This window comes from Psychrobacter sp. CR212 (genome assembly GCF_059693765.1).
Genome location: NZ_JCATIF010000005.1, coordinates 113,808 through 128,053 on the forward strand (window position 1 = coordinate 113,808; position 14,246 = coordinate 128,053).

Annotated in this window: 9 protein-coding genes; 6 read left to right on the forward strand and 3 right to left on the reverse strand. The window is 45.3% G+C overall.

The window, feature by feature from the left end; translation table 11 throughout:
* Nucleotides 1–267: 267 nt before the first annotated feature.
* From yghU to uvrA, 5 genes are all read left to right on the forward strand, one after another.
* A complete protein-coding gene (gene yghU / locus AC58CZ_RS10395; protein WP_494224680.1) occupies nt 268–1,107 on the forward strand; it encodes a glutathione-dependent disulfide-bond oxidoreductase in 840 nt (279 codons plus the stop codon).
* A 244-nt stretch (nt 1,108–1,351) separates the two neighbouring features.
* Nucleotides 1,352–2,434, forward strand: a complete 1,083-nt coding sequence (locus tag AC58CZ_RS10400; RefSeq protein ID WP_494224681.1) for a DUF1176 domain-containing protein — start codon at nt 1,352–1,354, stop codon at nt 2,432–2,434.
* A gap of 565 nt (nt 2,435–2,999) precedes the next feature.
* Nucleotides 3,000–4,664 (forward strand): DEAD/DEAH box helicase CsdA, encoded by a 1,665-nt coding sequence (csdA, locus tag AC58CZ_RS10405; RefSeq protein WP_494224682.1) that lies wholly within the window; start codon nt 3,000–3,002, stop codon nt 4,662–4,664.
* 259 nt (nt 4,665–4,923) lie between these two features.
* Nucleotides 4,924–6,168: a DUF819 family protein gene (locus tag AC58CZ_RS10410; RefSeq protein ID WP_494224683.1), complete on the forward strand. Its 1,245-nt coding sequence runs from the start codon at nt 4,924–4,926 to the stop codon at nt 6,166–6,168.
* Between the two features lie 234 nt (nt 6,169–6,402).
* The gene (uvrA, locus tag AC58CZ_RS10415) at nt 6,403–8,970 is read left to right on the forward strand and encodes an excinuclease ABC subunit UvrA (protein WP_494224684.1); all 2,568 of its coding nucleotides are present in this window, start codon (nt 6,403–6,405) and stop codon (nt 8,968–8,970) included.
* 50 nt (nt 8,971–9,020) lie between these two features.
* Here the strand turns inward: uvrA and AC58CZ_RS10420 are convergent, their stop codons facing one another.
* From AC58CZ_RS10420 to AC58CZ_RS10430, 3 genes are all read right to left on the reverse strand, one after another.
* The gene (locus AC58CZ_RS10420; protein ID WP_075107608.1) at nt 9,021–9,761 is read right to left on the reverse strand and encodes a proteasome-type protease; all 741 of its coding nucleotides are present in this window, start codon (nt 9,759–9,761) and stop codon (nt 9,021–9,023) included.
* Nucleotides 9,762–9,802: 41 nt separating this feature from the next.
* Nucleotides 9,803–10,588, reverse strand: a complete 786-nt coding sequence (locus AC58CZ_RS10425) for a transglutaminase family protein (RefSeq protein WP_075107609.1) — start codon at nt 10,586–10,588, stop codon at nt 9,803–9,805.
* 73 nt (nt 10,589–10,661) lie between these two features.
* Nucleotides 10,662–13,109, reverse strand: coding sequence for a circularly permuted type 2 ATP-grasp protein (locus AC58CZ_RS10430; RefSeq protein ID WP_494224685.1), 2,448 nt, complete (start codon nt 13,107–13,109; stop codon nt 10,662–10,664).
* Between the two features lie 227 nt (nt 13,110–13,336).
* Here AC58CZ_RS10430 and AC58CZ_RS10435 point away from each other — a divergent pair, with 227 nt between their 5' ends.
* The gene (locus tag AC58CZ_RS10435) at nt 13,337–13,741 is read left to right on the forward strand and encodes a GDSL-type esterase/lipase family protein (protein WP_494224686.1); all 405 of its coding nucleotides are present in this window, start codon (nt 13,337–13,339) and stop codon (nt 13,739–13,741) included.
* Nucleotides 13,742–14,246: the final 505 nt, after the last annotated feature.

Genomic DNA, 14,246 nt, shown 5'->3' on the forward strand with positions numbered 1-14,246 from the left:
TGTCTGCGTAGGCACAGCACGCAAGGAAAATTTAGACCAGTTCCACCTTGATATATAATGTATCTGTTTTATTTAGGATTGACTATATCAAGAAAAACAGTACTAAGATAAGTAAAAGCTGATATAACCAAAAATAATGGCAATACTGACTAAGGATATTTTATGAGTAATGCATCAACCAGTGACACACAAANAAGAAAAACAGTACTAAGATAAGTAAAAGCTGATATAACCAAAAATAATGGCAATACTGACTAAGGATATTTTATGAGTAATGCATCAACCAGTGACACACAAAACGATAAATATGTGCCGCCTAAAGTTTGGACACAAGACAAAGATAACGGCGGTAAGTTCGCAAGCATCAACCGCCCAACCTCTGGCGCTCGTTATAATAAAGAGCTACCAGTAGGCGATGCTCCGTTACAGCTATACTCATTGAACACACCCAATGGCGTTAAGGTAAATATCTTATTAGAAGAGCTGGCAGAGCTTGGTATTAGCGGTGCTGAGTACGATGCTTATAAAATTGATATCTCGCAAGGTGAGCAGTTTGGCTCAGGATTTGTAGCGATCAATCCCAACTCAAAAATTCCAGCGTTGGTCGATCATTCTGCTGATACCGCTGGCGAGCCAATTGCTCTTTTTGAGTCGGGCGCGATTTTAATGTATCTGGCGGAGAAGTTCGATAAGTTTCTACCTTTATCACTAGGTAAGGCGCGAGCAGACTGTCTCTCTTGGGTGATGTGGCAAATGGGTAGTGCGCCTTTCTTAGGCGGTGGCTTCGGACATTTCTATGCCTATGCACCAGAGCCGTTAGAATATCCAATTAATCGTTACACCATGGAGACTAAACGTCAGCTTGATGTATTAGATACCCATCTAAAAGACAGTGAGTATTTATGCGGTAATGATGAGGCTGATTATAATATTGCCGATATGATTATTTGGGCATGGTATGGACAGTTGGTACTCGGTAAGCTATATGATGCGGCAGAGTTTTTGCAAGTACAAGACTACAAACACATACAGCGCTGGGCGAAAAAAATTGCTGAGAGACCTGCCGTTAAGCGTGCTGTGGAGCTAGAACTAAAGCCAATCGATTAATTATTAGCACGAGCATCATTTAATTATTTTCAATGACAGTTAGGCCGGTAAGTTTAAGTTACGCACTTATCGGCCTATTTTTATTATATTTAAAATAATAAATATACAGGTAACTACCTACTTTCTTTTGCATTTACATAATGGTACATTAGCACAACAGATAGAAACATTAATGCGTTAAGATAACCGCTTATCACCGTGACAGACAGGTATTTATACTTATTTGATTGATGAGTAATGGATTATGAAACACAATAATAAAATGCGCTTACCTATGCTTGCAGCAGTTAGTATGGCTTTGTTTGGTACAGCGAGTATGGTGAACGCCGAAACTGAGTTTACCAGCCAAGATTGGCAGGTGGTCTGTGATAATACCCGTACTTGTCGGCTGGCAGGCTATCAAGCAGAGAATAACAGTGAGTTCCCTGTATCTATCTTGCTGACTCGCCGTGCAGGGGCAAACGCCGCTGTAGATGGCAAAGTCAAGCTTGGTGGTGCTAAAGACAGCTCTTCTAAAGCCTTAATGCAATTAGGTAACCGTCACCGGATATCACTATTTATTAACGATCGAAATTATGGTGAAACCAAGCCGTATTCTGCAGCCGCAGGCAGTGCTGAGCTAACCCAAGCACAGGTTACCGCCTTAGTTAGTGCCCTTCAGCGATCAAGCAAAATCACATTCGCATTACGTAACTCGCGCTGGCAACTCTCAGACAGAGGAGCTAGTGCGGTCATGTTAAAGGCCGATGATGTCCAAGGACGCGTGGGTACGCCAAGTGCGCTGATGAACCATGATAATGCGACCAAATCTAATAGTAATATCTTACCCCCTAAAGCAGTACCTGTACTACGTTTTGTAGAGCCTAGTGGCAAGTCTGCTGCTAGCGATAAAAAGTTTGTCATGAGATCCTCTCAATTGGCCTCATTGATGAAAGGAACGATGAAAGATGCCGATGCTGACTGCCCAAATCTATCAGACAAGTCACCTTGGCGTGTCAGTCGCCTAAATGATTCACAGCTGCTCGCACAGCATGATTGTTGGACAGCTGCTTACAATGCAGGTAGTGGGGTGTGGGTGATCAATGATAGCAAACCTTACAAGCCGACATTGGTCACGACTAGCGCCACCAATTACGACAAAGGTAAGCTTAGCTCAGTACAAAAAGGTCGCGGTATTGGCGACTGTATGAGTCAAGTCGATTGGGTGTGGACGGGCCGCGCGTTTGAGAAAAGCCATGAAAGCACCACTGGACTGTGCCGTCTTATTGAAGCGGGCGGGGCATGGCAGCTGCCGACTTATGTCACGGATGTTAAAGTAGTCAAATAATCACCGATTTTTTATTGAATGAGACGTTTAGCATGCTCAATAGAGGACTTATTCGGGCTATTTACTCAGTAATTGAATAAATGGCTACACATAATTTTTTATTGTGCTATACTGCGTCGCCACGCAAGCTTAGGCTTTCGTGAATTATGAGATTGATAACATCGCCTGCGATTTTGGGTCTAGGATGACCATAAGTAATTGTTGCCGATGATTTTGTGTACTTAAATAACGCCTTAAACATATCAGTTATTTTTGACTCATATCTTATCTACTGACCTATATAGGGTCTAGATTGGTTGCTGTTTGCGATTATCTGCTTTGGACAAAGCATTGATAATGCGCGTATATCAAACATGGATAAGACACTCGGCACTACCACCAAAATACGTCAGACAGCACGAACGCATTTATTATAAAGACGCTAAGCTCTAATGGCTTGGTTTCTGATTATCGACACTTTTATGTTGCTCGGTAACCTTTAATAAAAGCAGCGTGATGAACGGTTATCAGTGGTATGCATCAAGTTTGCTGAATTTACAGCAGCTTATACTTACCAAGGATTACTATGACTGACATCTTATCTGCAATCGCTGCTGAAAACGGCATCATCGAAAGCAACGACACTACTGCAAATACTGACACCAATACTCAAGCGGCTACTACTGACGCTGCTGAAGAAAACAAAGTCACCTTTACTGATCTTGGCATTGCTAAGCCAATTCTTACTGCACTTGATCGCAGTGGCTATACCAATCCAACCCCTATTCAAGAACAAGCCATTCCTTTTGCACTAGCCGGCCGTGACCTTTTATTGTCAGCGCAAACGGGTAGTGGTAAAACAGCGGCATTCGTGATCCCAGTACTCGATCGTTTGAGCCGTGCGACCAGCTTTGACAAACTAACCAAAGCACTTATCCTAACACCAACGCGTGAACTTGCTCAGCAAGTACATGATAGCGTCCGTACGTATTCTAAAGACATGCGTGGTCTATTTTGTGTACCACTCGTTGGCGGCGCACCATACAACGGTCAGATCACTGCTTTGAAAAAAGGCGTTCAAGTAATCGTTGCAACACCGGGTCGTCTACTCGACCATATCAATGCAGGTCGCGTTGATCTATCAAACCTAGAAGTATTGGTACTGGATGAAGCGGATCGCATGCTAGACATGGGTTTTGCTGATGATATCAGTGACATTTTGCGCGCCGCTCCTGTGGATCGCCAGACCGTCATGTGTTCAGCAACTTGGGATGGCCCAGTCGGTAAAATCGCTGCCAGCTTCACTAAGAACCCTGAGCGCGTATCAATCAAAGTAGAATCTGCACACATCGAAGAAAAAGTGTACTACTGTGATGATTTTGATCACAAAAACCGCTTGCTTGACAAAATCGTTTGCCAACAAGAGATGGATCAAATCATTATCTTTGCTGCAACCAAACGTAGCACTGAAAAATTGGCAAAACAACTACAAGAAGCGGGTCATAAAGCAAGCTTCCTACATGGTGACCTGCCACAGAGCAAGCGTAACCGCATCGTTCAAGATTTGCGTAATGGTAAGGTAAAAATCTTAGTAGCGACTGACGTTGCGGCTCGTGGCCTAGACGTGCCAGCTATCTCGCACGTCATCAACTATGATTTACCACGTCAGACTGAAGATTACGTCCACCGTATTGGTCGTTGTGGCCGTGCTGGTCGTACTGGTGTGGCTATCAGCCTATGCAGCATGGATGATCGTCCACAATTGGCCGCCATCAACCGTTACTTAGATCGCAAGATGGAAGTCTGTGTTATTGAAGGTATGGAGCCTAAGAAAACCTACGTACCTAGCGAAAACAAAGGTAAAGGCCGTGGTCGTGGCCGTGGTCACTCTAATGGCGGTGGTCAAAGCCGTGGTCGTTCAAGCGGTGGTTATGCTGGCAAATCTAGTGGCGGTGGTCGTGGCCGTTCAAGTGATGGCACACTAACTGGTCAACGCGCAAGCAATGACAGCGGTTATCAAGGTAAGCCACGTGATTCGTCTGGTAAGCCAAATGAGCGTTCAGGTGGCAAGCCGTACCAAGGTAAGCGTACTGGTGGCCCAAGCCGTGGCGACAGCAACGGTGTTCCACGTGGTGAGCGTGCGGCAACTGGTCGTGGTCGTCCAAGTGGTAGCCAAGGCCGTCCGGCAAATCGTTCTGACAGCCGCGGTCAAGGTCGTCCAAACGGTGGCAACCGTGGTAAAAACTCGTAATATCGCTATAGCTGACGATTAATATTCGTAATTAATATTAATCGTCTAAAGTAGTAAAAAGCCAGATACTTGTTATCTGGCTTTTTTGTGTGTGACCCATTGTTCGCTGATGGTATAGTTAAGCTTTTGCAGGCATGACTAACTATGATTCGTTTAGAACTCAGCAGTTATTAAGATCATTGACATGGCTGCTTGCGCGAGTTTTTTAGCTTGTCTATACTGATTCACTTTTGCCAGTTGTTTGCCTCGGAGCGCCTTGATGCCTACTACCTCCACTTTAGCAATTGATAGCCTGCCATTAGCTTTCGGTATCATTATGGCAATCATTGGCCTAGTATTCTATACCCAAGGTTTGCCGGGTAAATTCTGGCGACGGTTTTATGCGGTATTACCCGGTATTGTGCTGTGCTGCTTTATACCTGCTACTTTGAATAGCTTAGGGGTGTTCGCCGATGGGGTGGGTTCACAGATTTATGGATTTACCGCGACGTATCTGCTGCCAGCCAGTTTGCTATTGATGACCTTATCCATGGATGTTCCCAAAATACTAGGATTGGGTTGGAAAGCGATTGCCATGTTCTTTGCCGCCAGTATCGCCATTATCATCAGTGGACCTATTAGCTTAGGAATCGCCAAATGGGTGTCACCTGAGATGTTTGTCGACGATACATTATGGCGTGGATTTTCAGCCGTGGCAGGCAGTTGGATCGGCGGTGCAGCTAACCAAGCGGCAATGAAAGAGCTGTTTGGGGTCAGCGATGATTTGTTTGGTATGATGATTCTGGTCGATGCCACTAATGCCTCATTGTGGCTATTGGCAATATTAGTAATGGCAAAACACAGCGCAAAGATCGATCGATTCTTGCGAGCGGATACCAGTAGTATTGATAAAGTCATTAAAGCCGTCGAAAGCTATGAGCGCGATCATGCCCGTCCAGCCACCATCAATGATTTGATGGTGATGTTTGGTTTGTGCTTTGCCATGGTAGGAGTCGCGCACTTTGTTGGTGGACAAATTGCTGACTTTTTTGCCCCATATAAATGGGCGGTGCAATATAGTTTTGCCAGTTCATTCTTTTGGATGGTAGTCATTATTACTCTGTTAGGTGTCATTTTTTCTTTTACTAAGATTCGCAGACTCGACCATGTGGGCGCGTCCAAAATGGGTACCGTATTTATCTTCGTGCTGATTGCCGCGATTGGTATGCAGATTAATTTAGCGGGTATTGTCTCGCAGTGGCGGCTATTGCTTATCGGCTTTTTATGGATGAGTATTCACGTCGTGATTATCTTTGCTGTTGCCAGACTTATCCGTGCGCCGTTTTTCTTTTTGGCGGTAGGTTCTAATGCCAATACAGGCGGTGCATCGTCGGCACCGATCGTCGCGACGGCTTTTCATCCATCGCTTGCGCCTGTTGGGGTATTTTTGGGTATTATGGGCTATGCGGTGGGGACGTTTGGCGGGTATATCAGTACCCAGCTGATGCGCTTGGTAGTGGGTTAGTATTTAGGTTATCCATATTCTGATAGCATTTTTTCCTCAAAAAACCTGCAATGATTGCGGGTTTTTTTATTATAAGGTGCCTAATGACTTAAGTTGTCGTTTTGTCTATCTATGCTATTGATACGTAAGCATTGCCACACCCCTGCATGAGTACGTGTTAACCTTCCTGCTACTCAGATGAATAATAATAAATACGTTAGCAATAAATAGTGTCTCAATAGGAAAAATAGCGTCATGGCCAATCCAAAACAATTAGAAGCAACAGAAAATAAGACAAGTATCGTCAAGAACGCTCTATACAACCCTAATCAAGAAAATATTCAGGTCAGAGGTGCGCGTGTTCATAATTTAAAGAACGTCGATGTGGATTTGCCGCGCAATGCCTTAGTGGTCTTTACGGGTATATCTGGATCGGGAAAATCATCATTGGCATTCGGTACGCTATTTGCCGAGTCACAGCGCCGCTATCTTGATTCAGTATCGCCTTATGCCAGAAGGCTCATCGATCAGGTTGATGAACCCGATGTCGATACTATAGAAGGGTTACCGCCAGCAGTTGCCTTACAGCAGCAGCGGGGTACGCCGTCAGTACGCTCGTCCGTCGGTAGTGTAACAACTATATCTAATGGTCTTCGTATGCTGTACTCACGAGCCGGAGAGTATCCCGCCGGCCAAGAGATACTGTATGCCGATGCGTTCTCGCCCAATACGCCAGATGGTGCCTGTCCCACGTGTTCAGGTATCGGCCGTGTGTTTGAGGTCACCGAGGATCTGCTGGTACCAGATAATACCAAGAGCATTCGCGAGCGTGCCATTGCGGCATGGCCACCGGCATGGCAAGGTCAAAACCTGAGCCGTATATTGACCACACTAGGCTATGATATCGATAAGCCTTGGCACACCCTGCCAAAGAAGACCCGCGACTGGATCTTGTTTACCGATGAGACACCAACAGTGCCTGTTTATCCTGAGTATGATATAGAACAGACACGGGAGGCAATTGAGAAAGGGGAAAAGCCAAACTATATGGGTACGTTTACCAGTGCCAAAAACTTTATTTTACATTCTTTTGCCACCACTCAAAGCCCGCGCACCAAAAAACGCGTGTCGCAATTTATGCAGATATCCGAGTGTCCAGAATGTCACGGCAAAAAACTTAAGAAAGAATCACTGTCGGTTAAATTTGCAGGACTCGATATCGGTGAGCTGTCACAGCTTACATTGACGGACATGGCCCAAAAACTTGAGAAAACAGCACACACCAAAGTGGCAGATGACACACCAAACCGCGAAAAAGCCATCGTTGCCCAGCGTATTGCCAGTGATATTCTCTCTCGTATTGAGGCACTAACACGGCTTGGTCTGGGCTATCTGTCACTTGAGCGTACCACGCCAACGCTATCGCCTGGTGAACTGCAACGATTGCGATTAGCGACCCAGATTCGCTCGCAACTGTTTGGCGTGGTTTATGTCCTTGATGAGCCATCAGCAGGTCTGCACCCTGCTGACACGCAGGCGCTACTTGGGGCGCTAGATGAGTTGATCGCGTCTGGTAACTCGGTGTTTGTGGTTGAGCACGACGTGAGTGTGATTGGGCATGCTGATTGGGTGGTAGATGTCGGGCCACAGGCTGGCACGCATGGCGGAGAGATTGTCTATAGTGGGCCTGTAGAAGGGCTACGTGAGGTTGCGCAGTCGCATACGGGTCAATATCTCTTTGCTAACGACACGGCGAATCATCAGTCAAAATCTGACACAAGGCAACCGACAGCGTGGCTGAAACTCGCAAATATCGAGCGCAATAATATAACAGGCTTGGATGTTGAGTTTCCGCTTGGGGTGATGACTAGTGTCACGGGTGTCTCAGGGTCAGGTAAGTCGAGTCTTGTCAGCCAAGCATTGGTAGAGCTTATCAGTGAAGTATTGGGGCAAAAGACGGTTACTGAAGCGCCTGTAGGTGAGGCAGATTTGCTTGAGCAAGAGCTTGAGACAGTCACTGGTGGTGAAATTGTCGCTGGCATGGAGCAAGTCCGTCGTCTTATTAATATCAATCAAAAGGCGATTGGGCGGACACCGCGCTCAAACCTAGCAACCTATACAGGATTGTTCGATGATGTGCGTAAGCTGTTTGCCGCAACTAAGCAAGCAAAAGCACATGGCTATGACGCTGGACGTTTCTCGTTTAACACCAAAAAAGGCCGCTGTCCAAATTGTGAAGGTTTGGGTTTTGTCAGTGTGGAGCTGCTATTTTTACCAAGTGTTTATGCACCTTGCCAGGTCTGTCACGGGCAACGCTATGACGAAGAAACACTTACCATCACGTATCGAGATAAAAACATTGCTGAAGTATTAAATTTAACCGTTGAAGCGGCTCATGAGTTCTTTGTTGATGAAGCGCCTATCTTGCGCGCATTAGATGCGTTGCTGCAAGTGGGGCTTGGTTACTTACGTTTGGGGCAGCCCGCCACTGAGCTGTCAGGGGGTGAAGCACAGCGTATTAAGCTGGCCACTGAACTACAACGCACGCAACGAGGCGATACGCTCTATATCTTAGATGAGCCAACCACAGGTTTACATCCTGCTGATGTATCCATGCTGATGGCGCAATTAAACGGTTTGGTCGATGCGGGGAACACCGTCATCATGGTTGAGCATGATATGCAAGTAGCCAGTAATAGCGACTGGATGATTGATATGGGGCCAGGGGCAGGTGATGAGGGCGGGTTAATTGTCGCTCAAGGTACGCCAGAAGACGTGGCCCAATCAGAAGACAGTCGCACCGCACCGTTTTTATTGGTGTGATTTTATTGATGTGACGACCAGTTTTCAAATGGGGTCTAAGAGTGAAGGGGCTATCCCCAATAATTATCAGGGCATTTGGGCAATTCAACTAACGTGCGACGTAACGCATCTGACCATTGATGACGGATGGTATTAAAGTACTCATCACGCTCATCAATACGGCGACCTTTGGGTAAGATTAAACTGTCATTTTTATAAAGCACAAAATCTATCGGCATACCGACCGATAGATTTGAGTGAATAGTCGAATCAAATGACAGCATCAACGCACGTGCCGCGTGTCTTACATCCATGTTATAGCTGACAGAACGATCCAAAATAGGTTTGCCATATTTGCTTTCGCCCAACTGAAAGAAAGGCGTATCTTCTGTGGCTTTGATGCAATTGCCTTCAGGATAAATCAGGTATAACTCAGGCAGATGTCCTTTAATTTGACCACCAAGCATAAACGAGCTAGTAAATGCCCCATCGCGACTAGAATTAGCGACTGCTTTTGCATGATTCATAATATCACGCATACATTCGCCAACCATTTGCGCCGCATCAAACAACGTCGCTACCGTATTGAGGTTGCTCTCAGCACGCTGGTCAATGTCGTTTTGTAGTTTATTGAACACTGCCTGCGACGTCGCTAAGCTACCCGCTGTCTGTAGCACCATAAAGCGCTCGCCCTCAACGCCATATTGATATAACTTTCTAAATGTCGATATGTGATCAACACCGGCATTGGTGCGCGTGTCACTGGCAAAGACCATACCGTCTTTTAGACGAATGGCAGCACAATAGGTCATAAGATACCCTTGATGAAAAAAGTAATAGAAAATAGCAAACGCTATGATAGCTTTTTGACTAATACTAAACTGTAAAGATTTTCGTAACCGCCGCCCATACGCACGCCGCGAACAGGTGCCGTATCTAGATAATCTCGCCCAATCGCCACATACACATGTGAGTTTGGGGTAAATGCCTGATTTGAGATATCAAAAGTATACCAGTAACCATCTAGCCAAACCTCAGCCCATGCGTGACTGGCCATGTGATTTTCGGTATCATCATACAGATAACCAGATACATAACGCGCTGGAATCTGTTGATCGCGCAAGATGCTTAAAAATACATGCGTATGGTCTTGGCACACACCGGCACTTGTCGCAAATGCCTCAGCAGCGGTCGTGCCCACATGCGTGACGTCTTTAACAAAAGGCATTTTCATAATCAGTGCATTTGCCAACGCCTTTAGGCTGTCGTGAGTAGGGGTTTTCAGATAAGGTGCTGCAAACTCTCGCATCTCTTGTGAGCATTTGGTTAACGGGGTTTGTACGGTAAATAGCAGGTAGGGGACATGATCCATATCCTCTAAACGTTCGGTTTCGGTATTGATCTCAACGACACCCGACGCCTGCATTTGTAAGTTGTTATGTGCCTCGTTACGACTGAGCGTGAGCCATGCATTACCAAAGCCGTCCTTTTGGTTGGTCGCCACTTTAGGGAGCATAACATCCCATTTATGAATGGTTTGGTGCGGCATTTGCATGGGGGTCATGCGTATATACTGTACACTGCGCTGCGCCAGCTCATCGTAATAATAGTTGGTTTGATGACTGATTTGAAGTTTCATAATATCTTCTCCTTTTTCTGTTTATTCCATATGTCTCATGAGCCATTATTATTGGTTTTTGGCTAGACACCTTTTAGACACCTTGACGCAATATGAGATTGAACTCTTTGCTAATCAGCGCAAAATCACTAAATTTCTTTGACCTAATCATCTGATTGGTCAAACGGATAAGCTCACGCCAGCGCGTATTCTCCGGCAACTCATTAATCCAATGTCTGAATTCAAAACTGACCTCTGTTGAATCCTCTCCCAACAAGACGGCACGCTCAAGCTGCTCAAAGTGACGCCCCAATTGCCAGAAGCAAGTCACTGTCGGATTCTCTTGTTTCATCGCAGCGTTACACGCGTATAGCTGCAAAGTCGCTGCTCGATACGTGCCAGCACTAGATAGACGCTTGATCAAGTTATACAGCTCAGCAGTATCTTTACCAATGACACCTTTGGCCTCTTGGACATTGTCCTCAATCGATTGCACGATATTGGGGATGATGTTTTGTTCTAAATCAGACATCATTTGTGCTTTCATGGTGGTAAGCGACGCTTCACCATCAACAGCAAACCCTAAGTGACTGATTAAATGTTTGATCTGTGATTTTTTGAGATCGCCTTTGATGAGCTGTTTCATGACATCGTCATAGTGATACAGGCGCTCACTATATCGACCTAGCCATATTAAGTGACTGGCGGTAGAGAGTAGCAGTATCATGGGCGCATCATCTAAACTCTCGTAACCGGTTTCTAAGGGCTGGACGCGATTATAGTAGTTCGCATGCCCTAAAGCGTTGCCTGTAGAATTGACACTTACTGAGGATGAAGGCAAGCACTTGTCGGCTTGCTGGCTGTCTAAATCACTGTCATCAATAACCCAAGTGTCTTTGATACCGCCGCCTTGCGATGAATTGACGACCAAAGAACCTTCAACCATGGCCACTCTTGTCAGACCACCGGGTACGATATCTACCGTGCCATCACCATGACTGAGAATAAAAGGACGCAAGTCAATATGACGCGGTGCGATACCATCGCTCACGGCAGTGGGGTTGGTAGATAGTGAGATGGTTGGCTGAGCAATAAAGCCGGCTGGATTTTCAAGCAGACGCAGGCGATATTCTTCGATTTCTTCTTTGGTTGATGTCGGACCAATAAGCATCCCATAGCCGCCTGAGCCTTGCGTTTCTTTTACCACCAGCTTGTCCAGATTATCAAGCACATATTTGAGATCATCAGGCTTACGGCACTGGTAGGTCTCAATATTAGGTAGGATAGGCTCTTCATTTAAGTAAAACTTAATCATATCTGGTACAAAAGGATATAAACTCTTATCATCGGCCACGCCCGTACCTGGTGCGTTTACGATAACGACGTTGCCAGCGCGATACGCACTCATGAGCCCTGATACACCCAATATGGAGTCAGATTTAAAGGCTAACGGATCAATATAAGGATCATCAATGCGGCGGTAGATGACATCGACTTGTACTTTACCGCGAATACCTTGCATGTAGACTTTGCTGTCCTCAACGACCAAGTCATAACCATGAACGAGTGGTACATTCATCTCATGCGCTAAAAAAGCATGCTCATAATAGGCACTATTAAAGCGACCTGGCGTTAAAATGACGACTTGCGGATCATATTTGGACGTTGAGCTGGCAAGACAGGCTTTGAGACGGTTTGGATAATCACTGATGCCCATAATAGGGGTGTCAGCAAATATATCAGCTAAGAGGGTTTCTGATATATTGCGGCTCTCAAGCATATATGAGATGCCTGACGGGGTGCGCAAGTTATCCTCTAAGACACAGAACTTGCCAGACTCATCACGAATTAGATCGATACCACTAATGTGAGAGTAGATTGGTTTGTCGAGCTCAATGCCCATCATCCACGGTTCATAGCAGCCACTGGCATACACATAGCTGGCAGGAACAATATCGGCCTTCATAATGGCTTGATCATGGTAGATATCATGCAAAAAAGCATTGAGAGCAGTGATACGCTGTTTGCAGCCTGCTTCTATCTGTTGCCATTCGCTCGCTGCAATAATGCGTGGAATGATATCAAATGGAATCATACGCTCGATGTTTTTGGCATCGCTATAGACCGTAAAAGTAACCCCTTTACGGTAAAAGATGTTTTCTGCTTGTTCGTTTAGATAATTGAGGGCATCCATGTTGATGTTATCAAGCCAATGACCAACGGCTTTTGCAACGGGACGATACTGACCTTTGCCTGTTTGGAGTTCATCAAAACTTGGTGCGCGTGATGGGGGAGTGTCTGTTGAGTTACTATCTGCTGACTGATTGGCGGGCGTGTCCTGTGACTTATTTTGTGATTGACTCTGCGACTGGCTTTGCGATTGCCCTGAAGTGTTGTCCTTGTCTTTTACACTGGTTTCAGGGGTAGCCGTATCCTCATTTGTATTTTTATTCTGACTTTGGTCTTTGATGTGACCTATTGACTGCTCTTCTTGAGGTTGATTTTGGCTCTGACCCTGACTTTGAGATGATTTTTTATTCATAAGTACCTCACGTATCCTTGGTAAAGTTATACTTTATGATGACTACACCCTCTATGCTAAGCAAGGGATCACTTGTATTTCGCCAAACAGGTAGTCTATCTCCTGTATGAACTATACAACGGTTACTGAGTAGCATACAACAAGGGTTAAGTAATAGGTTTTTAGTAATATCAACTTAAGTCTGATAAATTTAACTCAATTTTTATGAAAAAAGGAAAAGAGTGGACATGAAGATGCGAGGTAAGTTTTTGGTGCTGGCTAGCATGGGATTGGTCGCGACTCTCAGTATGACCGGCTGTGATAGTGAGCCACAGCAAGAAGCCGTGCCAGCTGGTAGCATAGTGATTTCCCTTGGTGACTCGCTGACTTACGGTTATGGCGCGAGTCTAGATGCAGCTTATCCTAAGGTGCTTGCCGATTTGAGTCATTGGACCGTTATTAATGCAGGCGTCAATGGCGATACCTCCGCAGATGTGCTGGCTCGTGTCGATGATATCACTACTCAAAATCCCGACTTGGTACTGCTTGGCGTGGGTGGTAATGATGTATTGCAACGCGTTCAGCCTGAGACTACACGTGCCAATATCACCGCTACTATCGACACCTTGAAAGAGGAGGGCGTGGCGCGATGAAGAATAGCTACTTACTGATGGCAATAAGCGCAGCGGAGCCTTCTTATTTGTAGATTTTTCACACCGTAACGGACGCTTACTCAATGATAAAGGTGAGATGGTGATCAATAACACAGGTCTTGCTGCTTTGACATTATTGGTCGCTGAGTCTGAGCCGAATCAAAAGGAAACCTTAATCAAGTTGATTATGAACATGTTGTCGTTGGAGGTTTGATTTAAAAAATGCGTTGTTTCTTTTTCTTGTAAACCACATTTAATTGAGTTATTTTTTAGTGTCTATGACGTTCAAATCGAGACGTTTGAGCTGAGTGTTAGCAACAAGGTTCATAACAATGTCTATGCTTATCTGAATGGCGATACTACCTTTGTACGTGATGATAAAGACAGCTCAGTACAGTTAGGCTTACAGTATCAATTTTAAAACATAATGTATGGATGACAGTCTGCGCCGCTCAGTAATGTATTTATGAGCGGCGTTTTTTATACATTTTAATATAGTAATTAT